Raw genomic sequence first — 22952 nt, forward strand, 5'->3', positions numbered from 1 at the left:
CAGCGTGATGCGCGACGCCTTCCCGGCTAAAGCCGGTCCTACGAGGCGAGCGCGGTCCCACCAGGTGAATCCGGCCTGATCTTTCCTCTGTTGCAATAAAAAACCGCTGCGCCCCTCATCAAGGCGTCAGCGGTTTTTTTGTGGAAGCGGTTACTTGCCGTCGGGCAACGCGTAGGCAATCACATAATCACCGCGATCCGCCGACTGGCGGGCGCCGCCGGCAGTGATGACGATGTACTGCTTGCCGGTCTTCGGTGAAACGTACGTCATCGGACCGCCCTGGCTGCCGACCGGTAAGCGGGCTTTCCACGCCTCTTCGCCATTGGCGCTGTTGAATGAGCGAAGGTAGTAATCCTGAGTGCCGGCGATGAACACCAGACCGCCCTGTGTCGACAGCGTGCCCCCCAGCGTCGGCATGCCGATTGGCAGCGGCAGGTGCATTTTGATGCCCATCGGGCCAGTGTCCTGCACGGTGCCTACCGGGACTTGCCAGGCAATCTTCTGGGTTTTCATGTCGATCGCCGTCAGCGTGCCAAACGGCGGTGCCTGGCACGGGATACCCGCCACCGACAGGAAGCGGTTCTTGTTGACGGCGTACGGCGTGCCTTTCAGCGGCACGGCGCCCATGCCGGTGTTCAGCGCTTCACCGCCGGACGCCGCGATAGCGTCCTTCAGCTGCGGCACCATCTGAATCCACAGACCCAGGCGCATGTCATTGACGAAGATGAAACCGTGGACCGGATCAGTCGACAGGCTGCCCCAGTTCATCCCGCCCAGCGAGCCCGGGAAACTCAGCGAAATGTCGGTGCCCGGCGCGGTGAACAGGCCGTCGTAACGCATCTTCTTGAACGAGATCCGGCACAGCAGCTGGTCGAACGGCGTGGCGCCCCACATGTCCGATTCGGTCAGTGTCTGCGCGCCGATCTGGGGCATGCCGACGGATTTTGGCTGGGTCGGCGAGTACGGCTCGTTGGGAATGTTAGACGCCTTGACCGGAACCTCCTTGACCTCGGTCAGTGGCTGGCCGGTGTGGCGATCGAGGACGAAAATCTGTCCGGCCTTGGTGCCGATGACCAGCGCAGGCACCTTGCTGCCATCAGGTTTGGCGAAGTCGATCAGGCTCGGCTGCATCGGCAGGTCGAAATCCCAGAGGTCGTTATGGACCGTCTGATACACCCACTTTTGCACGCCGGTGGTGGCGTTCAATGCCAGCACCGAGGCGCCGTAGGTGTGATCGAGCTCGCTGCGCTTGACGCCATAAATGTCCGTGGACGAACTGCCCATCGGCAGGAACAGCGTGTTCATCGCCGGGTCGTAGGACATCGGCGCCCAACTGTTCGGCGTGCTGCGCACATAGGTTTTGTCAGCGGCAGGCGCCTGTTTGTCTTCGGGATTGCCTGGATCGAACGCCCAGCGCATCTGCCCGGTGACCACGTCAAAGCCACGGATCACGCCGCCCGGCATGTCGGCCTGGACGTTGTCGGCCACGCGACCGCCGACGACCACGGTGGTTCCGGCCATCAGCGGCGCCGATGACAGTTGATAATAGGAATCCGGCACGTTGCCCAGACCGGCTTTAAGGTCGACCTGGCCATTGTTGCCGAAGCCCTGGCAGAACTCGCCAGTGTCGGCGTCCACGGCAATCAGGCGCGCATCGATGGTGTTCGTCAGCAAACGACGCTGGCAGTTGGCGCCGGCAGGCACTGCGACCGACGCCGCAGGCGTGCTGCCGTCGGTGGGTGGCACAACGGCAGCGCTGGCGTCGAAGTAGGCCAGTCCGCGGCAGCGTTGCCATACGGCGGATTTGGCATTGATTTCGTTTTTCCACAACTGCTTGCCGGTGTCGGCGTCCAAGGCGATGACGTTGTTGTGTGGCGTGCAGATGAACACCTTGTCGCCGACCTGCAGCGGCGTCATCTGGTCTTCGGCGCCGTTGCCGTCGCTGATGGCGACGTCGCCGGTGTGGTAGGTCCAGGCCGGCACCAGCTTGCTGACGTTGTCGCGGTTGATCTGGTCCAGGGCGGCGAAGCGGCTGCCGCCTTCATCGTTGCCGTAATGGGCCCAGTCTTTCTGCGCGTGGGCCGGATCGACCTTGGTCAGCGCCGGACCATCCCCTGTCGGCGACACCGAGGCGTGGGGCTGGAACATCCCCCAGAACCCGGCGACCATTGCCACCGCCAACACACCGCCAACGAGGTAACCGCCGCGACCGGCTGCCAGCCCGTTAGCCTTGCGCAGGGAAGGGTAGATCAGCGCGACCAGCAGGCTCAGCACGCCGAAGGCAAACAGGCGGGAAACCAGAGGCCAGAACTCCAGCCCGGCATCCACCAGCGCCCAGATCAGCGTGAGCAGCATCACCACCGCAAACAGCCAGGCGCCCGACATGCGCCGACGGAACAGCTGAACGGCGGAGAGAATCAGGCCAAGTCCGGCCAGCAGGAAATACACGCTGCCGCCCAGCGTAGCGAGGTAGCCGCCGCCCGCTGCGAAAAGTAATCCGAAAACCAGCACGCCCAGCGCGACGACCCGAATGGGCCAGCGGCTGACGGCTGCCGAAGGTTGTGAGTGGTTCATGAGGCATTCCTGCTGACGCGATGAAGGGTCGAGGGGGACCGATCAAGTGAGGTGAGAGCAAAGGTTTAACGCATCGTCGTTGCGGTGCAGCCAAGTGCACGGCACGATCACGTGCTTAGTTAACCGGTTAGTTAATTTTGGCGACGATAGCAAAAAAGGACACCCTGCGTCAATTTGTCTCGCACTGCAGTGTTTCTTGCGCCCGCTTGCTGAGCGCTGGTGCCTTATTCCGGCTGAGCCATAAACTGCCGCAAGCGGTGTTGCAGGCGGTCCACGGCGTTGTCCATTGCGAGAAACGCGGCGACTGTCATCACCTGCCAGCGCTGGCCTTCATCGCCAAATACCACCTGATCGAATAGGCCTTCAGCCACTTCAGCGACGAAGAACCAAGTTTCGAGCCCGCTGAGGCCCTGACCGGGGTAGACCCGTTTGTAGATGAACGAAGCACGGTCGAGAATGATGCCGAACTCTTCCCGCGTCTCCCGCACGGCGCACTCTTCTGGCGTCTCGTCACCCTCACGACCGCCGCCGGGCAGGTCCCACAGATTCGGCCACGGGATCTCCGGCTTGTCATCGCGCTGGTAAGTGAGCAATGTCCCGTTGCACAGAATCGCGACTTTCGCGCCGGAGAAAGGAGGGTGGGTGGACATGATTGCGCCTTGATGGAGTCAGTGCGGATAACTTAGCACCGACTGGCTGAGGCATCGCCTGCGGCCAAGGGGACTGACACGCCGCATCCAACCTGGGGGGACCGGCTTCAGCCGGGAAGGCGTCAGTCGTCACACTGCAAAATTGAGGGTGTTCACGCCGGCCTTTTCCCGGCTAAAGCCAGTCCTACGAAAGCGCGCTCATCTTGTAGGACCGGCTTCAGCCGGGAAGGCGTCAGTTGCCACACTGCGGAATTGAGGGTGTTTACGCAGGCCTCTTCCCGGCTGAAGCCAGTCCTACGAAAGCGCGCTCATCTTCTAGGACCGGCTTCAGCCGGGAAAGCGTCAGCCGTCACACTGCAAATTGGATGGCGTTCACGCCGGCCTTTTCCCGGCTAAAGCCGGTCCCACTAACAGCATCGCGTGGATTCAGTGGCATTAGCATTCATGCGAACCACCCACTCCGGGAGACACCATGAACAACCAGACACTCAAAGACGCCTACACCGGCTACATCGCCTGCCTAAATCGCCAGGACTGGTCTGCCTTGGGAGACTTCGTCGACGATGAGGTGCATTACAACGGCGAACGCGTTGGGCTGGCCGGCTATCGGAAGATGTTGGAACGGGATTTCAGCGCCATCCCTGACCTGCGTTTCGTCATCGATCTGCTGATCGCCGAGCCACCGCATATCGCCGCGCGATTGTTATTCGATTGCACACCGGTGGGCGAGCTGTTCGATGTGCCGGTGAACGGGAGGAGGGTGACGTTTACGGAGAACGTGTTCTACACGTTTGAGGCGGGGCTTATCGTCAACGTCGAGTCGGTGATCGACAAGGCGGCGGTGGCGGCGCAGGTATCCAACCCCTGAGCCGCCGAATGGCCTGGCAGTACTGCCGATTCAGACAAGAATCAGCAGCGCTACCGTCCCATCAATGCAACGCGCTGGCTCGGTTTTTGGCCACGTCTTCGGCCTTGATCTCGCCGTCGCTCTGACCGAACCGACGCAGCACGAACGTGCTCACGGCAGCCAGCTCAGCGTCGCTGTAACTACGGGCAAACGCAGGCATGCGCTGGTCGACACGTGCCGCCGTTGGCGTGTGACCTTCCAGCAACGTCGCCATCAGGTTGCGACCTTTGGGGTCGTTGACGGTTTTCAAGCCGGCCAACCCGCCTGCCGGTGATTGCCGGCCACTGCCGTCGATCTGGTGACAGGCCACGCAGGTGTCGTTGAACAGCTTCTGGCCGAGCCCCTTTTGCAGCGCGGCATCGTTCACCGCCATGCTCGGGCGGGGGATGCCTTCGCTTCTGGCCGGGGTGCTCTTGAGGTACACCGCGATGGCTTTCAGGTCAGCCGGTTCGAGGTACTTCAGGCTGTGCTCGACGGCGTCTCCCATCGGCCCGCCCGCGCCGCCGAAGCCGGCCGCGTAGCCCTTCGACAGGTAGCTGACGATGGCGTCTTCCGGCCAGGCGCCGATGCCGTATTTGGTGTCGGAGCTGATGTTGTAGGCCATCCAGTTACCCAGTTCGGCACCCGCCAGAGAATTGCCTGAGCTCATCGCCTGGAAGATGTTGCGCGGTGTGTGGCATTCGCCGCAGTGGCCCGGGCCCTGCACCAGGTACGCGCCACGGTTCCATTCCGCCGACTGCTTGCTGTCCGGGACAAAGCGTTCGTTGCCCGCGAAAATCGCGTTCCAGAACATCATTCCCCAACGCTGATTGAACGGGAACGAGATTTTGTTTTCAGGCGGCATCTGCTTCACCGGCTCAAGGCTGAACAGGTAGCCCTTGATCGCCAGGATGTCTTCCCGGGACATCAGCGTGTACGAGGTGTAAGGGAAGGCCGGGTAGTAATGCTTGCCGTCCTTGCCCACGCCTTTTTGCAGGGCGTCGACGAATTCGTCGTCGGTCCAGTTGCCGATGCCGGTCTCTTTGTCCGGGGTGATGTTGGGGGAATACAGGCTGCCGAACGGCAATTTGAATTCCAGCCCGCCGGCGTACGGCTTGCCGCCAGGTACCACGTGGCAGGCCACGCAATCGGCGGCGCGGGTCAGGTATTCGCCCTTGCTCATCGCCGGGGTGTCGCTCGCGTAAACGGTGCTGGCCAGCAAACCGGCCACAAGTCCGAGCGCAGTGTTGAAAACGTTCATGACGCGCTCCTTAAACAGTGAAATAGCCAAAGCGGCTCAACGGCAGACGACGCTCGCGTACACCGGTCGCGGCGAACACCGCATTGACCAGAGCGGCGGCAGCGGGCACGGCACCGGTTTCGCCGACACCGCCAGGGGTCTCGACACTGTCGACGATGTGCACCTCCACCGGTGGCGCGTCGCTCATGCGGATCTGCCGGTACTCGTGGAAGTTGGTCTGCTGCACTTGACCCTTCTCGACGAGGATTTCGTTGAACAGCGCGGCCGACAGACCGAACAGCGTGCCGCCTTCCATTTGCGATGCCACCGAGGTCGGGTTGGTGGCAAAGCCGCAGTCGATAACCGTCACCAGCCGTTTGATGCGCAGGCCTTTTTCGCCTTGCTTCTCCAGCTCGACGATAGTCGCGACAAAGCTGCCGAACACCGCCGTCACCGCCACGCCACGGCCTGAACCCGCGGGCAGCGGCTTGTCCCACTCCACCAGTTGCGCGGCCTTGGTCAGCACCGCCTGAGCGCGGGGCTGCGACTGCATCAGCGCCAGGCGGTATTTCACCGGATCGACCTTGGCGTTGTGCGCCAGCTCGTCGATGAAGCACTCGATGGCGTAGGTGCTGCGTAGCGGCCCGACGCCACGCCACCACGAAACCGGAATCACCTCGGGGTCGTGACGGATGTAGCGCACTTCAAGGTTGGGCAGGGTGTAGATCGGGTCTTTCGCCACTTCGACGGCATCGCCATCGACGCCGTCGGCCGGCAACGCGCCGATGTAGGCCGCGACGACCGAGGCGCCGGCGATGCGATGCTCCCAGCCAACCGGACGCAGGTCTTTGTCCAGCGCCGCGTTGAGACGGTCGACGTAATGGGGACGATAACGGTCGTGGGTCATGTCCTCTTCACGGCTCCAGATCAGCTTGATCGGGTAGCTCAACTGGCGCGCGATGTCCACGGCCTGGAAGATGAAGTCGGATTCCAGACGACGGCCAAAACCGCCGCCGATCAACTGGTTATGGATGATCACCTTTTCCACCGGCATGCCGCAGACTTTCGCGGCGCCCGCCTGGGCCATCCCCGGCGCCTGGCAGCCGACCCACAGCTCGCACGCGTCGGCGCGCACATGGGCGACGCAGGTCATCGGCTCCAGTGGGGAGTGGGACAGGAAAGGTTGTTCGTAGATGGCTTCGAAGCGGCTGGAAGCGTTTTTCAGTGCGCCGGCGATGTCACCGGATTGGTGTGCGAACACACCGTCGCCTGCGCTCGCCTCGAACAGCGATTTGTCCAACTGGGCTGAATCCAGAGCGGCATGGGGGCCGAGGTCCCAATCGATGTCGAGGGCCTTGAGCGCTTGCTGACAGGACCAGAAATTGCTCGCCGTCACCGCCACCGCGTTGTCCAGCCGCACGATGTCGCGCACGCCGGGGATCTTCCGCGCAGCGTCTTCGTTCTTCACGCCGCGCAGTTTGCCGCCGTGAACCGGGCAGGTGAGGGTGGAGGCAATCAGCATCCCCGGCACTTGCAGGTCGATGGTGAATTTCGCCGTGCCGTTGACCTTGTTCGGGGTGTCCAGGCGCTGAACCGGTTTGCCCAGCAGCTTGAATTCGCTGACGGCTTTGAGCGGGATCTCGGTCGGCAGTGGCAGCTTCGCGGCGGCGTCAACCAGCTCGCCGTAACCGGCACTTTGACCGTTCGGGCCGATGACCCGGCCGTTCTCGGCGTGGCACTGGCTCGGCGCGACTTTCCAGCGCATGGCCGCGGCCTGGATCAGCACAATGCGCGCGCCGGCGCCGGCCTTGCGCAGGGGCTCCCAGCTGTAGCGGGTGGAGGTCGAGCCGCCGGTGGCCTGGAAGCTCAGCAGCGCGTCGGTGTACAGCGCTGCATTGGGCGGCGCTTCGGTGATGGTGATCTGGCTCAGCGGCACTTCGAGCTCTTCGGCGACCATCATGGCAATGCCGGTCTGCACGCCCTGGCCCATTTCGATCTTCGGCGAAATCAGCGTAACGGCGCCGCTGTGGTCAATGCGCACAAACGCGCCATAGCCTTGTTCAGCGTTGTCGCCCAGGCTCGCGCCTTTTACCAGGTCGGCGGCGAAGCTACGGGTGACTGACGCCGGCAGGTAGGTGCCGATGACCAGCCCGCCCAGCAGCGCACTGCCTTTGAGCAATCCACGACGCGAGAGCATCGCGGCAGATGATTGTGATTCGGACATGATGAGTTCCTTCAGGCCTGGCTGACGCTTTTGATGGCGGCGCGAATGCGGGTGTAGGTGGCGCAGCGACAGAGGTTGCCCGACATGGCGTTGACAATCTGTTCGTCGTTGGCTTTGGGGTGTTCCTGCAACAGCGCGACGGCGGACATGATCTGCCCCGACTGGCAGTAGCCGCATTGCACGACTTCATGGTCCAGCCAGGCTTTCTGTACCGCCTGACCCACGGCCTGCTCGCCGACCGCTTCGATCGTCGTGACCTTGCGGCCCGCCACGGCGCTGACCGGCAGCACGCATGAACGCACGGCCTGGCCGTCCAGGTGCACGGTGCACACGCCGCACTGGGCGATGCCGCAGCCGTACTTGGTGCCGGTCAGGCCCATCACGTCGCGCAGGACCCACAACAATGGCATGTCGTCGGCGACATCCAGGTCGTGCTCCTGGCCGTTAATCATCAATTTCTGCATTGCAACCTCAGACGGTCATCACGGTTGACGCACTGCGCCACGATCAGATCGTGAGGCGGCATCAAGGCTTCGGTTTGTTTTAACAATTAGCGCCGTGCCAGTGGCCAGCGCTTTATAGAGGTCTGCTCGGACATCTTGGGGTTCGGGACGAGTCAGCGGGACGAATGGTAGTACGTTCGTCATTGGAAATGTTTGATTGCACTGAAAATATTTCTCGGAGACAGTTGAATGCCCCCGCGACAACATGACGCGCTCCGTGAAAGTGCAGTCCCCCGATATGCCGCACCAAAAAGGGCGTCTACTCTTGGCTTATCAGATGCGCGAAAAGTTGTGGGTTAACAGCTGGTACAACAGTCTATTACGGGAGTTGATGTAATCAATTCGGGCATCGATGACGGTGATGGGCTTTATCAATTTTAAGTATTTATCATCTGCGCCGATCACGAACAGAATGGCCCCAGAAGCAAACGACAAGCGCTTTGCTCCCTTACTACTTAATGAACTTCTGGAGAACGACCATGAAAGTATTAGCCTTCGCTGCTCTGTCCCTCGTCAGTGTTTTTGCCGCTGCCGGCGAACTCCCGGCCACCAGCCAACAGCACTCGACCCAGGTTGAACAATACAACCGTCACAAAGGTATCGACGTCGCTGAAGTGATCAGCATCAAAAATGCCCAAGACCCGCAGAAAGTTGATGGTCCGGTGCAATCCACCATGGTTTATGTTGACCATGCCGGCGTGACCCATACCCTCGACTACACCATCATGGGCTACGGTCGCCAAAATGGTTGATCGCCAGTGCCCTGGCGGCTTCAACTACAAACGCTATAAAAGAAACGCTGCATTGAATGCAGCGTTTTTTTGCCTGAATATTTTATTGGAACATCTCGCTGTTTGTGTCGGCATGAACTAGCGCTGGCGGTCGATTTATTTAAATGACTCATCTATGCCTTGGCGTGGATAAGCATCATGCCTGCCGCTGGATGAAGTCCAGAAACGCTCTTAAGGGCGATGGCACATAGCGCCGCCCCGGGTAATACAGAAACGGCCCGCTGAAACTTGGCCACCACTTTTCGAGCACCGGCTCCAGCGCGCCGCTGTCCAGATGAGGCCGCAACCAGTCTTCGAACAACGAGACGATGCCCAGGCCGTCCATGGCGGTCTGCACGGCAAGATCGACTGCGCCACCAATCCGAACGGTCAATGGGCCGGTCGGGTCGACCCGAAGGTTTTCGCCGTCGCACTCGTATTCCCAGAGCGGTACCGACCCGCTGGGGAATTTGCCACGCAGGCAACTGTGATTGAGGAGATCCCGCGGATGCTCGGGTCGGCCCCTGGTATCGAGGTACGCCGGCGATGCGGCGGTGGCGAAACGCTGAACGCGTGGGCCGATGGGCACGGCGATCATGTCCTGCTCCAGGCGGTCGTCGTAGCGGATGCCAGCATCGCAACCGGCCGCGAGCATGTCGACGAAGCTTTCCTCAGTGACCACTTCCATGCGGATGTCCGGGTGCGCTTGCAAGAACGGGGTGATGATTGCCGGCAGTATCAGGCGAGCGGCGCTGACCGGTACGTTAAGCCGCAGGGTGCCGGAAGGGCGGTCGCGAAAATCATTGACCACGTCCAGCGCCGATTCGACTTCCCCAAGCGCCGGGACAATCCGTTCCATCAGCCGCGCGCCGGCTTCGGTCGGCACGACGCTGCGGGTGGTGCGGTTGAGCAGGCGCACGCCCAGGCGCGACTCCATGCGTCGAACAGCATCGCTGAGGCTGGACGCCGACTTGCCACTCAGCCGTGCCCCTTCACGAAAGCCGCCTGCGTTGACCACGGCCACGAAGGCCAGCAAATCCTGAATGTCTGTCGCCATTGTCCGCTCACTCGTACAACCCGTGCCGATTGCACCTGATTATCAGCGCATCGGTCAACGCCTATAGTCGCTGCACACACTTGATCACGAGGCGTCACCCATGAGCCAGGCCAGCAAGGCAGGACAGTTTTCATTCGGCGGTCGCACCGTCAATCGCATGGGCTACGGTGCCATGCAGCTGGCGGGACCGGGCGTATACGGACCGCCGAAAGACCACGCGGCCGCGATTGCCGTGTTGCGCGAAGCGGTCGCTTCCGGGGTTAACCACATTGATACGGCCGACTTCTATGGCCCTCACGTCACCAATCGGCTGATCCGCGAAGCCCTGCACCCGTACGCCAACGAGCTGTTGATTGTCACCAAGGTCGGCGCCTCCCGAGGTTCCGACGCTTCATGGAATCCCGCCAACAGCCCGGCAGAACTGGTAAGCGCGGTGCACGATAACCTGCGCAATCTCGGCGTGGATGCGTTGCACGTGGTGAACTTCAGGGCGTGGGGCACCGGGCATTCACCGGATGAAGCGTCGATTGCCGAACCGTTCAGCGCGCTGGCCGAGTTGCAGCGTCAGGGGCTGATTCAGCATCTGGGCCTGAGCAACGTCAGCGCAAAACAGGTCACCGAGGCGCAGCGCATTGCCGAGGTGGTCTGCGTGCAGAACCACTACAACCTGGCGCACCGGGATGACGAGCCGCTGATCGCCGAGCTTGGCAAACAGGGAATCGCTTACGTGCCGTTCTTTCCATTGGGTGGATTTACGCCGTTGCAGTCGCAGACCCTGTCAGATGTCGCCAAGCGCCTTGAAACTTCGCCGATGTGCGTCGCGCTGGCGTGGCTGCTGCAGCGTGCGCCCAACCTGCTTCTGATCCCGGGCACCTCGTCGGTGGCGCACTTGCACGAAAACCTCACCGCCGCCGAGCTGGTGATTCCAAAAGAGATGCTCGCCGAGCTGGAACAGCAGGGCGACTGACGGTCTTCCCGCTGGAACCGGTCCACGTCTGGCGCACACGGTGCTACTGGATGAATGCGGTGTCTTGTAGGTCTGGCTTTAGCCGGGAAGAGGCCGGTGTGAGCACCATCAATTTTGAGGCGTGACGACCGACGCCTTCCCGGCTGAAGCCGGTCCTACAGGGATTAGCAGCGTATCAATCCAGATCCGACGCATCATGCCGTTCCGGCACTTGCGTGGCTTCATCGCCCCAGGTGCGGTTGACGCGCATGCCGCGAATGACCGCCGGCCGTTGTGCAATGGTTTCGGCCCAGCGTTGCACGTGGGTGTATTCGTGGGCGGCGAGGAATTCGGCGGCGCCGTATACGGTGTTGCGCACCACTTGCCCGTACCACGACCACACGGCGATGTCGGCGATGGTGTAGCTGTCCCCGGCCAGATAGGCGCTTTCGCTCAGGCGCCGATTCAGCACGTCGAGCTGACGCTTGGCTTCCATGGTGAAGCGGTCGATCGCGTATTCGAACTTCTCCGGCGCGTACACATAAAAGTGCCCGAAGCCGCCGCCGAGATAGGGCGCAGCGCCCATCTGCCAGAACAGCCAGTTCAGGGTTTCGGTGCGGCCGGCCAGGTCCTTGGGCAGCAACTCGCCAAACTTCTCCGCCAGGTACAGCAGGATCGAGCCGGATTCGAACACGCGAATGGCCGGTTCAACGCTGCGGTCCAGCAGCGCGGGAATCTTGGAATTGGGGTTGATGTCGACGAAGCCGCTGCCGAACTGATCCCCCTCGCCAATGCGAATCAGCCAGGCGTCGTATTCGGCGCCGCTGTGGCCGAGGGCAAGCAGCTCCTCAAGCAGAATCGTCACCTTGACGCCGTTGGGCGTGGCCAGGGAATACAGCTGCAGCGGATGCTTGCCGACCGGCAGGACCTTTTCGTGGGTCGGCCCGGCCGTCGGGCGGTTGATGCTGGCGAACTGGCCGCCGGAGGGCGCTTCGTGCTTCCACACGGTCGGCGGGACGTAAGGTGCCTTGCTCATTGAACACTTCTCCTGAGGGTCAGTTTTAGCGGGAAGGATCGAGGCGCGCTGACCTCGACCCTTTAACACTGTTTATCGAGCAGAAGACAACGGCGGCGTGCGCGGCGGAATCTGGCGCTGGCTGCCGATGGCTTCGAACGCTGAAGCGAAACGCAGCAGGGCGGAATCGTCGTACGCCCGGCCGGCGAAGGTCAGGCCGACGGGCATGCCAATATCGGCCATCACGCCCATTGGCACAGTGACGGTGGGCACGCCAAGGTGGCGGATCGCGAGGTTGCCGTTGGCCACCCAGACGCCGTTACTCCAGGCAATGTCCGCCGAGACCGGGTTGACATCGGCATCGGCCGGGGCCACGTCGGCCACGGTCGGGAACAGCACCGCATCCAGCCCAAGCTGCTGCATCCAGTCTTCGAGGTCAATGCGGCGCGTATGTTCCAGCCCGCGCAGGCCGTCGGCCAGTGTGTCGATCCGGTCCCACGGCGTGATGCCGCGCTGGGCCATCTTCACGTATTCGTCCATGCCGGCGGCGAGATCGCCCTCGCGGTTGGGCAGGGTGCCGGGGTCGTGGGGGAAGATCAGCGGGCCGTTGACCTCGGCCAGGCGGTTCAGTTTCGGGTCGCCGTTGGCCTGCAGGAAATCATCGAAGGCCCAGGCAGTCAGGTCCCACAGTTCGTGGTGCAGAAACTCTTTGGAGACGATGCCGCGGTTGTACACCGTCGGCGCGCCGGGGTGATCGCCCTCGCAGTTGGACACCAGCGGGAAATCCACCTCGATGACTTCAGCGCCCTGGGCTTCGAGTGCCCGGCGCGCCTGTTCCCACAGGTCGATCACCGACGCGCGGGTGATGATGCGCTGGCCAGTAGGGCCGCCAATGCCGGGCGCTTCGGACGTACCCGCTTCAGGGTCGGCATTGATGTACATGCGCGGCACGCCAAAGCGTTTACCGGCCAGTGTTTGCGGGCTGGCGGCGAGCTCGGCGTAGGACGCCGGGCGCACCGAATCGACCGAGGGAATAGGCACCCACGGCTGCAAGCGCCACAGGTCGCCGCGGGTGTCGGGGTCTTCGGCGACCACCACGTCCAGCACTTCGAGCAGGTCGGCCATGGTCCGGGCGAAGGGCACGACCACGTCCATGGTCGGCGTCAGCGGCCAGTTGCCGCGCACCGAAATCACCCCGCGCGACGGCGTGTAGGCGCACAGACCGTTGTTCGACGCAGGGCCACGGCCGCTCGACCAGGTTTCTTCCGCCAGCCCGAACGCCGCGAAACTCGCCGCTGTTGCAGTGCCGGCGCCGTTGGACGATCCAGAGGCAAACGGCGCTGTCAGGAAATCTGCGTTGTAGGGGCTTTCGGCGCGGCCGTACACGCCGCGCTGCATGCCGCCATTGGCCATCGGCGGCATGTTGGTCTTGCCCAGACAGATCGCGCCGGCGCCACGCAGCCGCTCGATGGTGAAAGCGTCGCGGTGGGCGACCAGTTCGGCAAACGCCGGGCTGCCCGACGCGGCCGTAAGGCCTTTGACCAGGTAGCTGTCTTTGGCGGTGTAAGGAATGCCGTCGAGGGGGCCGAGGGTTTCGCCTCGCGCACGACGGTCATCGGAAGCCTGCGCTTCTTCCAAGGCCTGGGGATTGCGCACGACCACGGCGTTCAGGGCGGTGGCGGTGTCGGCGCCGTCATAGGCATCGATTCTGGCGAGGTAGGCCTGGACCAGCTCGACGGCGGTGGTCTGGCCTGCTTCCAGGGCTGCGCGCAATTGCGCGACGGACACTTCGGTGACTTCGATCATGACTGCGACGACCGTAGGCCGGAGAGCAGAGAGCAGGGCGTGTGAACAAGAATTGGCATATCGCTTCCCGTTGCGCGGCAGGGCCGGACTGGTTTTGAGCCGACTGAGGCGTGGGTGGGCAACGCGGCTCAGGTCGGCAGGCGTATTCGTGTGATGCACATTATGCCTACGTCATGTGTTTGTCGCGAGGCGTGCGCTGGGGCTCATGACCCTGGCCACGCAGGACGTGCGACAGTCGTCGGACACGCGCTATGGCGAAAGGCTTACACGTCGTCGGGCAATGTCGCCCTGTACAGCGAAGCGCCACAAGCGCAACCTTGGATCCATCAACCGAGGCGCTGGATGTGCTTCGCAGGTCATGGATGATCCACCATTTGCCGGGACGGCTACTGACAGGATGTTGGAATGGTGTTGATAGAAAAGAACCCGCTAAGGCGGGTTTTTTATTGGCCGCAGGAAAGTGCGCTGGCCGCTTGGCACGACTTCTGTGGTTAACTCCTGCGCATCATTTTTTCTGTGGCAGGTTTGCAATGACTCCCCATCACGGCGCGCACCGGCAAGTCATCGGCATGTGGTTGATGGCGGGCGTGGCGCTGATGTTCGCCAGTCATGATGCGATTTCCAAGACGCTGATCTATTCCCTGCCGGTGATCTTCGTCGCGTGGGCCCGCTACCTCGTCCACTCGACGCTGGTGACCAGCGTGCTGCTGCGCAACGGCGGCGCGAAAGTCTTCCACACCCGGCGGCCCTGGCTGCACCTGCTGCGCGCGGTGGTCCTGCTCGCCGACAGCCTCTCGTTCCTGTTCGGCCTGACCCACGTGCCGATTGCCGAGTCTACGGCGCTGGTTTTCCTTGCCCCGGCATTCGTCACCATCCTGTCGCCTCTGATGTTCGGCATCAAGGCCGACCGCTGGCAGTGGCTGTCGGTGGTGCTGGGCTTCATCGGCGTGCTGGTGATCATCAACCCGGCCAGCGATGCCTTCTCACTGTGGATGCTGTTTCCCCTCGCGACTGCGCTGTTCTTCGCGCTGTATCAACTGCTGACGCAACTGGCGGGGAGACCGACAGCCCCTCGGTGTGCAGCTTTTACGTGGGCGTGTTCTGCACGCTGATTCTCAGCGCCATCGTGCCGTTCTACTGGGCCGATCCCGATTGGCTGCAGTTGGGCTTGTTGCTCGTGCTCGGCGGTCTGGGTTTGTGCGCGCACTTTCTGATGGCGAAGTCTTATCGCTACGCGTCCTCGTCCGTCCTTGCGCCGTTGGGCTATCTGCAGATCATCTTCGCGGTCGCTTACGGAATTCTGCTGTTCGGCAACTACCCGGGCACGGCGTCGATGTTCGGCATCGGGCTTATCTTCCTCAGCGGTCTGCTGGTATACGCCAGACGCCAACCCGTGGCGCCTGTCAGTCAGGTCTGATCAGGGTTTAACCGCGCTTCATGCGTTTTCATTGCCAGGACGGGTGAAGGAAAAACGGTGGATATCAACCCGCAACTGCCAGCCCTGATTCGCCCAATAGGTTGCTGCGGCCGGGTTGGTCTTGAGCACGTCGATATGGCATTTGTGAATGCCTTGCGCCTCCAGACTGACCAGACAGCGCTCGACCAGCGCCTTTCCGAGTCCCTGCCGCCGATACTCAGGCAGCACCAGCAGATGCTGTAAATACCCGCGCCGGCCATCATGGCCCGACATCACACACCCGCAGATGAGTGAACCGTCCTCCGCGACGAAGCTCAATCCGGGGTTGCGCACCAGATACCGCTCGGTGGCCTCGCGGGAGTCCGCGTCACGCAGGGAAATACCCGGCGTGTCACGCATGAGTTGGGTGATGGCGTCGTAATCGTCAAGGGTCATGGGGCGGATGATGGGCATGGCTGGCGCCTGAAGTGGAGAGAGGGCAGGGAGCGTAGCAGCGCGATTGGTGGGGTGTCATGTCAGCCGCAGTGTGACGCGGAGCGTCACGGGATGCATTCCCACGCGGAGCATGGGAACGATCGGACATCTTGTGACGCTCATGCCGTCCTCTTCCCGGCTGAAGCCGGTCCCACTAAAAGCACGCGGTGTTTAGTAGGACCGGCTTCAGCCGGGAAGCTTTTGCCTTTGATCTTCCTACGCAAAAAGCTCAAACACCACAAAACGCGACTTGGGTGCAGGCCGAACGCAGACGACGCGGAGTGGGCCGAGCCGCATGGATGCGGCGAGAGCGCCGTCAGGACATGGATGTCCGTTCGGCGCGGGCCCACGGAGCGTCGTCGGAGTGAGGGAACCCTGAGGAACGAAGGGCCAAACCGAGAGCAAGCACCCTTGGTTACTTGGGGTGCTTTTCCAAGTAGCTCGCCGAAGGCGAAACGATCTGCCGTTAGGCAGATGCTCTTGATCTGATCCGTATTTATAAGCCATACCTGAATCTGTACTGAAACAGATGCAACCCCCAAAATCACCTCACTCCCGGCAGACCGATCAAGCCCGACCGGTCCCCATCATCCGGCCCGAATCCTCAGTACTACTCACTTGCGTAGGAGAAACCCATGGCCAAGCTCGCCATCTTCCTGTTCGGCTTTCTCGCCCTGACCCTCATGATCGGTGCGCTCGCCACAATCTCCCCGACCTGATCCCGACCTGACACCCACCGCGCTCCCCGCAACCTGACGGCAGACACAAGTTCTGCCGTTTCCGCGTTCCTCTGAAAAACGTTAAGCCCAAAACCCCAAACGCCATTCATCTGCCAACCCCAATCCCCACCCTTGACGCCTATTTGTAACGGGACAATACTCAGCGCAGATTCATATAGATGACTACATAACTACAACAGCGAAGCGCTTACATGAACCGACTTTCCAGCGATGTCCGCTTGCCGCTCTATCAACGCCTGCGAGACCAGCTCGCCGAACAGATCGCCAACAACCGCTGGCGTCCGGGCGAGGCCATTCCCACCGAAGCTGCGCTGTCCAGCGAGTACTGCCTGTCCACCGGCACCGTGCGCAAAGCCATCGACATGCTGGTCAACGAAAACATCCTCGAGCGCCAACAGGGTCGGGGCACCTTCATTCGCCGGCCACAGTTCCAGTCCTCGCTGTTCCGGTTCTTCCGCTTTCAAAGCGTCTCCGGCGAACGCCAGGTGCCCGAAAGCCGCATCCTCTCCATCGAAGCCGTCACCGCGCCCTCGGCCGTTTCCCAGGCCCTCGGTCTGCCGCTGGATGCGCCGGTGATTCGCCTGATCCGCCTGCGTCTGCTCGACACTCAGCCCGTGCTCGCCGAAGAAATCTGGCTGCCTCAGGTGCAATTTCAGACCCTGCTGGAAATCGACCTCAGCCGCCAGGGCCCGCTGCTCTATCCGATCTACGAAGAGCAATGCGGCCAGGTGGTGGCCTACGCCGAAGAAACCCTGACCGCCGAAGCCATCAACGAGACCCACGCCCGTTTGCTGCAGGTGCCGGTCAACAGCCCGGTGGTGGTGATCGAGCGGCTCGCGCGCAACTACGCCGGCGAGCCGCTGGAATGGCGCCGTTCCCGCGGGCATGCCAGCCACTTCCGCTACAGCGTCGACATCCGCTGAACCCTGCCTGCGAAGCCCGAATTCTGCACCCAAGCCCGTCACTCAGAACGGGCTCTATACCACCTGCCGCGTCACTTCATAAGGACAAAAACATGTTCAACTGGTATCGCCAAGTCACTCCTCGGGAGCGCAAAACCTTCTGGGCCTGCTTCGGCGGGTGGTCGCTGGACGCCCTGGAAGTCCAGATGTTCGGCCTGGCGATCCCGGCGCTGATCGCCGCCTTCGCGTTGACCAAGGGTGACGCCGGGCTGATCAGTGGCGTGACGCTGATCACCTCGGCCCTCGGCGGCTGGGTCGGTGGCACGCTGTCCGACCGCTACGGCCGGGTGCGCACGCTGCAGTGGATGATCCTCTGGTTCTCGTTCTTCACCTTCCTGTCGGCGTTCGTCACCGGCTTCAGCTCGCTGCTGATCGTCAAGGCGCTGCAGGGTTTCGGCATCGGTGGCGAGTGGGCTGCAGGCGCGGTGTTGATGGCCGAAACTATCAACCCGAAATACCGTGGCAAGGTCATGGGCACCGTGCAGAGCGCCTGGGCGGTGGGCTGGGGCCTGGCGGTCGGCGTGTTTACTTTGATCTATTCCTTCGTGCCCCAGGACATGGCCTGGCGGGTGATGTTTCTGGTCGGGCTGCTGCCGTCGCTGCTGATCATCTGGGTGCGTCGCAACGTCGAGGAGCCCGACAGCTTCCAGCGCCTGCAAAAAGACAACGTCATCCCGCAGAGCTTTTTCAAATCACTGGCCGGCATCTTCCGCCCGGAACTGATCCGCGTGACGCTGCTCGGCGGCTTGCTCGGCCTCGGTGCCCACGGCGGCTACCACGCCGTGATGACCTGGCTGCCGACCTTCCTGAAAACCGAACGCAACCTGTCTGTGCTCAACTCCGGCGGCTACCTAGCGGTGATCATCGTCGCGTTCTGGTGTGGCTGCATCGCCAGCGGCTTTCTGATCGACCGCATCGGCCGCCGACTGAACATCGTGCTGTTCGCCCTGTGCTGCGTCATCACCGTGCAGTGCTACGTGTTCCTGCCGCTGACCAACACACAGATGCTGTTCCTCGGTTTCCCGCTGGGCTTCTTCGCCGCCGGCATTCCGGCCAGCCTCGGCGCGCTGTTCAACGAGCTGTATCCGGCTGACGTGCGCGGGGCAGGGGTGGGCTTCTGCTACAACTTCGGCCGCGTGCTGTCCTCGGTCTTCCCGTTTCTGGTGGGCCACATGAGTGAATCGATGTCTCTGGGCTCGGCCATCGGTATTGACGCCGGGATTGCCTACGGTGTCGCGGTGATTGCCGCATTGTGCCTGCCGGAAACCCGCGGTCGCAGCCTGGAAGCCAGCCCCACTGCAAGCGCCGCCGCAGATGCACCCAGCGAAACCGCCCGCGCCTGATTTCCCATTCCGCGCGATGCCTGTTGCGTCGCGCATCTTCTGATAGATGAGATCCATGTCCGACCTCTTATCCGCGACTCCCCGTCGATCCTTGGCATCGATGGTCACGCACACGTCTTCAGCAGGGAGCTGGACCAGACCTCGGCACGACGCTACTCACCGGACTACGACGCCACGCTGGCGATGTACCAGGATCAACTTCATCGGCATGGCCTGACTCATGGCGTGCTGGTGCAACCGAGCTTCCTCGGGACCGATAACCGCTACTTGCTCGACGCCCTCCAGCAGGCGCCGGATCAACTGCGTGGCGTGGTGGTGGTCGACCGCGACATCAGCCGTGCCGCGTTGGACGAGATGGATCGACTGGGCGTCGTCGGTGTGCGTTTGAACCTGATGGGCAAGGCGCTGCCGGACTTTTCCGCACCGCAGTGGCAGGTGTTTTTCGGCCACATCGCGGCGCTCGACTGGCACGTAGAGGTGCACCGCCAAGTCGCTGACATGCCGGCATTGCTGGCCGGTCTGATGCCGTTCGGCGTGAAGATCGTGATCGACCACTTCGGTCGGCCTGACGCCCGGCTGGGCCTCGACCAGCCCGGCTTTCTCCAGATGCTGGAGCTGGGCCGGAGCGGACAGCTGTGGATGAAGGTTTCGGGCATTTACCGTCTGGAAGGCAGTGCTCAGGAAAACCTCGATTTCGCCCGTGACGCGCTGTCGTTACTGGTGGAAACGTTCGGTCAGCAGCGGCTGGTATGGGGCAGTGATTGGCCCCATACCCAGCATGAACACAAGGTCAGCTATGACTCTGTGGTCGAGCAGTTGAGGGCGCTGGGCTGCACCGCGCCATTGATGCGCTCGTTGCTCATCGACGCACCCCAGGTGCTGTTTGATTTCCCGCCGACCGAGGCCTGATCCGGCTGAAGCTGCGCGTTTCTCTCCGTTGATCAAGGCCGGCTGATGTGCGGCCGGTCGGGATCGTCCCCGGGGCTGTGAATGCTGATCCGGCGGGCCTTGGCCCCCTGGGGTTCGACCCGCAGCAGGAAGACGATCAGTAAACCATTCTTGAAGGTCGCGCCCTGTACCTCGATGTGATCGGCCAGATGAAAGACCAGGCGGAACGGACCATGGGCGATGCCCTGGTGCAGGTAGGTCACGCCGCCATCGGTGTGGGCTTCGCCCCCGCACACGGTCAGCACGTTTCTTTCCAGGGTCAGGTCAAGGTCGGCGGCGGCAAGCCCTGCCGTGGCGATCACGATTCGGTAATGATCGGTGCCGTATCGTTCGACATTGTGAGGGGGCCGCTGGCGTTTATCTCGCTGTGCAGCGCTGACTCGAAAAAATCATTGAAGCGATCAAAGCCCACTGATTGCCGGAACAGCGGGGCCAGTGAAGCGGTGGTGGCCATGCCTGAATCTCCTGGAGATTGCCACGGTGATCAAGACGCCGGTCAACGCCGGCTCTGCGCTTGATGCTGCTTTTAGAGTTAGGCTCAAGCGCCAGAAAATACAAGCACCTCCGTTAAATACTCCGCTAACAGAACCCTTCTATCGTCGCCCAAACATTTGCCTATTAGACGGCTGGCCTGAGTCGTCTAGTCTTGTGCGAGTGCTAGCCTGGGCTGTCTCGCTGATGGCCGAAAAAGTAAAAAGCAAACGAGAAGGTGAGTAGACCATGTCGACCGAATCGAAATGCCCGATCAACCACGCAGCCGGGGGCGGAACCACGAACCGTGACTGGTGGCCGAACCAGCTGAACCTCAAAATCCTGCACCAGCACTCGCCGTTGACTGATCCGATGGGCGAGGGCTTCGACTACGCCAAAGAATTCAAAAGCCTCGACTTTGCCGCCGTCAAACGCGACCTGCTGGAAGTGATGACTCAATCCCAGGAATGGTGGCCAGCCGATTTCGGTCACTACGGTCCGCTGTTCATTCGCATGGCCTGGCACAGCGCCGGGACCTACCGCACCGCTGATGGCCGTGGCGGCGCAGGGGCCGGGCAACAGCGTTTTGCACCGCTCAACAGCTGGCCGGACAACGTCAACCTCGACAAGGCTCGGCGCCTGATCTGGCCGGTGAAGCAAAAGTACGGCAGCAAGATTTCCTGGGCTGACCTGATCGTTCTGACCGGCAACGTCGCGCTGGAATCCATGGGCTTTAAAACGTTTGGCTTCTCTGGTGGACGCGCCGATGTCTGGGAACCGGACGAGGCCGTGTACTGGGGGCCGAAACCACCTGGTTGGGCGGTGAAGACCGCTACGGCGCGCACAAGGACATGCAACAGCCCGGCGAGGGCACGCTGGTTGCCGAACCCGAGCACCACAGTGAAGAACAGACTCGCACTGCCAATGGCGAGCGCAATCTCGAAAACCCGTTGGCCGCCGTGCAGATGGGGTTGATCTATGTAAACCCCGAAGGTCCGGAAGGCGTGCCTGACCCGGCGGCCTCGGCGCGGGACATTCGCGAGACGTTCGGCCGCATGGCCATGAACGATGAAGAAACCGTTGCCCTGATTGCCGGCGGCCACGCTTTCGGCAAGACCCACGGTGCCGGTCCCGCTGACAACGTCGGCCCTGAACCGGAAGCTGCAGGCCTTGAAGCACAAGGGCTGGGCTGGCGCAGTACTTATGGCTCCGGCAAGGCCGGCGATGCCATCACCAGTGGTCTTGAAGTGACCTGGACGTCGACCCCGACCCAGTGGAGCAACGAGTACCTTGAAAACCTGTTTGGCTTCGAATGGGAGCTAACCAAGAGCCCGGCCGGCGCCCATCAGTGGAGGCCGAAAGATGGCGCTGGCGCGGGCAAAATCCCCCATGCCCACGACCCGGCCAAGCGCCAGGAACCGCGCATGCTGACGTCCGATCTGGCGCTGCGCGTGGACCCGGCCTACGAGCAGGTCTCCCGACGCTTCCTGGAAAACCCTGATCAATTAGCCGATGCCTTCGCCCGCGCCTGGTTCAAGTTGACTCACCGGGACATGGGGCCACTGGCCCGTTACCTCGGCCCGGAAATGCCCGCTGAAGAACTGCTCTGGCAGGACCCGATCCCCGAGGTCAACCACCCGCTGGTGGACGACAACGACATTGCTGCGTTGAAAGACAAAATCGTTGCGTCGGGTCTGTCGGTTTCGCAACTGGTCTCCACTGCCTGGGCGGCGGCGTCCACCTTCCGTGGTTCCGATAAACGCGGCGGTGCTAACGGCGGCCGTCTGCGTCTGGCCCCGCAGAAAGACTGGGCGGTCAACCAACCGGCCAATCTGGCTGGCGTGCTGCAAACCCTGGAGCGTGTCCGCGATGAATTCAACGGCGGCCAATCCGGCGGCAAGCAGATTTCGCTGGCTGATTTGATCGTTCTCGGCGGCAGCGCGGGTATCGAGCAGGCGGCGAAGAATGCCGGTCACCCCATCACCGTGCCTTTCACCCCTGGGCGCGCGGATGCTTCCCAAGAGCAGACCGACGTCGAGTCGTTCGGCTTCCTTGAGCCCATCGCTGACGGTTTCCGCAATTACCTCAAGGGCCATTACCGCGTCTCGGCAGAGAAGCTGCTGGTCGATAAGGCGCAACTGCTGAACCTGACTGCGCCGCAGATGACGGTACTGATTGGCGGCTTGCGGGTCCTGGACATCAATGTCGGGCACAGCCAGCACGGTGTCCTGACCGAAAGGCCGGGCACGCTGAGCAATGATTTCTTCAAAAACCTGTTGGACATGGGCGTCGAATGGAAAGGGGTGTCGGGCGGCGACCAGCTGTTCGAAGCCCGCGACCGCAACACCGGCGCCGTCAAATGGACCGGCACCCGGGTTGATCTGGTGTTCAGCTCACACGCCCAGTTGCGGGCGGTGTCTGAGGTGTATGCCAGTGCGGACGGGCAAGAGAAATTCGTCGCGGACTTCGTTGCGGCCTGGACCAAAGTGATGGAGCTGGACCGCTTTGATCTTGCCTGAGGTGCGTGCCTCTTAGCCCTCAAGCTGCAATAGACAACGCCTCCCTTGTGGAGGCGTTTTTGTTGTGCAGGGGCTAGCTGCCACCAACCCGGTCCCGAAAATCCAGAGACCTGGCGGAAATATCGAGGCAGCCCACGATCCCGTGGGAGCGAGCTTGCTCGCGAAGGCTGACTTTCAGTCCCCGAGAAAGTGGTTGGATGTCCCGGCCTCTTCGTGAGCAAGCTCACTCCCACACGTCTCCCTAACTGGCCGAAATATCGAGGCAGCCCACGATCCCGTGGGAGCGAGCTTGCTCGCGAAGGCTGACTTTCAGTCCCCGGGAAAGTGACTGAATGCCCCGGCCTCTTCGTGAGCAAGCTCACTCCCACAGGTCCTCCGAACTGGCCGAAATATCGAGGCAGCCCACG

At 62.1% G+C, this 22952-nt stretch carries 17 protein-coding genes and 2 pseudogenes; 9 read left to right on the forward strand and 10 right to left on the reverse strand.

The features are described from left to right. Window positions 1–150: 150 nt before the first annotated feature. The gene (locus JN403_RS13975; RefSeq protein ID WP_205482840.1) at window positions 151–2574 is read right to left on the reverse strand and encodes a glucose/quinate/shikimate family membrane-bound PQQ-dependent dehydrogenase; all 2424 of its coding nucleotides are present in this window, start codon (window positions 2572–2574) and stop codon (window positions 151–153) included. 224 nt (window positions 2575–2798) lie between these two features. Next, a complete protein-coding gene (locus tag JN403_RS13980) occupies window positions 2799–3224 on the reverse strand; it encodes an NUDIX hydrolase (RefSeq protein WP_205482841.1) in 426 nt (141 codons plus the stop codon). 472 nt (window positions 3225–3696) lie between these two features. On the opposite strand from JN403_RS13980, the gene JN403_RS13985 reads away from it, so the two are divergent. Continuing rightward, window positions 3697–4092: an ester cyclase gene (locus JN403_RS13985; protein ID WP_205482842.1), complete on the forward strand. Its 396-nt coding sequence runs from the start codon at window positions 3697–3699 to the stop codon at window positions 4090–4092. 61 nt (window positions 4093–4153) lie between these two features. Here the strand turns inward: JN403_RS13985 and JN403_RS13990 are convergent, their stop codons facing one another. The 3 genes from JN403_RS13990 to JN403_RS14000 all read right to left on the reverse strand — a co-directional run bounded on the left by JN403_RS13990 (window position 4154) and on the right by JN403_RS14000 (window position 8038). After that, entirely contained in the window at window positions 4154–5293 is a 1140-nt protein-coding gene (locus JN403_RS13990) for a cytochrome c (protein ID WP_240356976.1), read from the reverse strand. An 88-nt stretch (window positions 5294–5381) separates the two neighbouring features. Further along, window positions 5382–7574, reverse strand: coding sequence for a xanthine dehydrogenase family protein molybdopterin-binding subunit (locus tag JN403_RS13995; RefSeq protein WP_205482846.1), 2193 nt, complete (start codon window positions 7572–7574; stop codon window positions 5382–5384). Window positions 7575–7585: 11 nt separating this feature from the next. After that, window positions 7586–8038: a (2Fe-2S)-binding protein gene (locus JN403_RS14000; RefSeq protein WP_074893339.1), complete on the reverse strand. Its 453-nt coding sequence runs from the start codon at window positions 8036–8038 to the stop codon at window positions 7586–7588. A 518-nt stretch (window positions 8039–8556) separates the two neighbouring features. Between JN403_RS14000 and JN403_RS14005 the strand changes: the two genes are divergently transcribed. Next, on the forward strand, window positions 8557–8829 hold the full coding sequence (locus JN403_RS14005) for a DUF2790 domain-containing protein (RefSeq protein ID WP_172612739.1): 273 nt from the start codon (window positions 8557–8559) through the stop codon (window positions 8827–8829). Window positions 8830–9004: 175 nt separating this feature from the next. Here the strand turns inward: JN403_RS14005 and JN403_RS14010 are convergent, their stop codons facing one another. After that, complete coding sequence (locus JN403_RS14010) at window positions 9005–9904, reverse strand: LysR family transcriptional regulator (protein WP_205482847.1); 900 nt, start codon at window positions 9902–9904, stop codon at window positions 9005–9007. Window positions 9905–10004: 100 nt separating this feature from the next. Between JN403_RS14010 and JN403_RS14015 the strand changes: the two genes are divergently transcribed. Beyond that, on the forward strand, window positions 10005–10871 hold the full coding sequence (locus JN403_RS14015; protein WP_205482848.1) for an aldo/keto reductase family oxidoreductase: 867 nt from the start codon (window positions 10005–10007) through the stop codon (window positions 10869–10871). Between the two features lie 175 nt (window positions 10872–11046). Here JN403_RS14015 and yghU read toward each other — a convergent pair whose 3' ends face one another. Both yghU and JN403_RS14025 read right to left on the reverse strand, forming a co-directional pair. Continuing rightward, window positions 11047–11886, reverse strand: coding sequence for a glutathione-dependent disulfide-bond oxidoreductase (gene yghU / locus JN403_RS14020; RefSeq protein WP_205482849.1), 840 nt, complete (start codon window positions 11884–11886; stop codon window positions 11047–11049). Between the two features lie 72 nt (window positions 11887–11958). Further along, window positions 11959–13671 carry an amidase gene (locus JN403_RS14025; RefSeq protein ID WP_205482850.1) on the reverse strand — a complete coding sequence of 571 codons (1713 nt, stop codon included), beginning with the start codon at window positions 13669–13671 and terminating at the stop codon, window positions 11959–11961. 530 nt (window positions 13672–14201) lie between these two features. On the opposite strand from JN403_RS14025, the gene JN403_RS14030 reads away from it, so the two are divergent. Together JN403_RS14030 and JN403_RS14035 are read left to right on the forward strand one after the other, a co-directional pair. Beyond that, a complete protein-coding gene (locus tag JN403_RS14030) occupies window positions 14202–14783 on the forward strand; it encodes a DMT family transporter (RefSeq protein WP_205482851.1) in 582 nt (193 codons plus the stop codon). Then, the gene (locus tag JN403_RS14035; RefSeq protein ID WP_205482852.1) at window positions 14762–15088 is read left to right on the forward strand and encodes an EamA family transporter; all 327 of its coding nucleotides are present in this window, start codon (window positions 14762–14764) and stop codon (window positions 15086–15088) included. Before JN403_RS14030 ends, JN403_RS14035 begins: the two co-directional genes overlap by 22 nt. A gap of 18 nt (window positions 15089–15106) precedes the next feature. Here JN403_RS14035 and JN403_RS14040 read toward each other — a convergent pair whose 3' ends face one another. Continuing rightward, entirely contained in the window at window positions 15107–15541 is a 435-nt protein-coding gene (locus JN403_RS14040) for a GNAT family N-acetyltransferase (RefSeq protein WP_205482854.1), read from the reverse strand. 952 nt (window positions 15542–16493) lie between these two features. On the opposite strand from JN403_RS14040, the gene JN403_RS14045 reads away from it, so the two are divergent. From JN403_RS14045 to JN403_RS14055, 3 genes are all read left to right on the forward strand, one after another. Further along, window positions 16494–17225, forward strand: coding sequence for a GntR family transcriptional regulator (locus JN403_RS14045; RefSeq protein WP_205482856.1), 732 nt, complete (start codon window positions 16494–16496; stop codon window positions 17223–17225). After that, window positions 17168–18607, forward strand: coding sequence for an MFS transporter (locus JN403_RS14050; RefSeq protein ID WP_275900160.1), 1440 nt, complete (start codon window positions 17168–17170; stop codon window positions 18605–18607). The genes JN403_RS14045 and JN403_RS14050 overlap by 58 nt, the downstream gene beginning before the upstream one ends. A 69-nt stretch (window positions 18608–18676) precedes the next feature. Next, window positions 18677–19516 (forward strand): amidohydrolase family protein, encoded by an 840-nt coding sequence (locus JN403_RS14055; protein ID WP_240356977.1) that lies wholly within the window; start codon window positions 18677–18679, stop codon window positions 19514–19516. A gap of 32 nt (window positions 19517–19548) precedes the next feature. On the opposite strand, the pseudogene JN403_RS14060 reads toward JN403_RS14055, so the two are convergent. Next, window positions 19549–20009, reverse strand: a pseudogene (locus tag JN403_RS14060) (Hsp20 family protein). Between the two features lie 266 nt (window positions 20010–20275). On the opposite strand from JN403_RS14060, the pseudogene katG reads away from it, so the two are divergent. Then, a pseudogene (katG, locus tag JN403_RS14065) lies at window positions 20276–22545 on the forward strand (catalase/peroxidase HPI). Window positions 22546–22952: the final 407 nt, after the last annotated feature.

It is taken from the genome of Pseudomonas sp. 15A4, assembly GCF_016925575.1.
In the GTDB taxonomy this organism is placed as follows: Bacteria; Pseudomonadota; Gammaproteobacteria; order Pseudomonadales; family Pseudomonadaceae; genus Aquipseudomonas.